Here is a 371-nt window from a genome sequence, read left to right on the forward strand (position 1 = left end):
GGGATCATGCCAAAGGCCTGCACGATAACCTCGACACGTCTCTTGAGGCCATGCTCAAGCAAAAAACGCTCCTCGATCGAGCCTTTCAGCGTCGGCCCAAACTTGGCCGCAACGTGCCTCATCGACATGTATCTCTCGAATGTAAGCTGCTGCGGCAGTTGCTTGTTCGTGGGGCAGCCCACGCACACGAACGTGTCGTCGAACAGCGCCGCTCTTGGATGCGCGTTCGACATGAACAATTCTGGACAAATCAGAAAATCGACGTCACCGCGCCGGAGAAGCTCACCGGGGTCCTCGTCGAGCGGCAGCAATTCGAAGCTGACGGCGGGTGCTTCGCGTGCAACACGCTCCACGACCTTTTCAAAAAACAC

The 371-nt window shown here is 57.1% G+C and carries 1 protein-coding gene; it reads right to left on the reverse strand.

Going from position 1 to position 371, the window contains the following annotated elements:
* Positions 1–371 (reverse strand): type 2 periplasmic-binding domain-containing protein (locus tag AC0L26_RS32020; protein ID WP_473606918.1); only part of this gene is annotated, 371 nt, incomplete at both ends.

This window comes from Mesorhizobium sp. WSM4823, assembly GCF_055811195.1.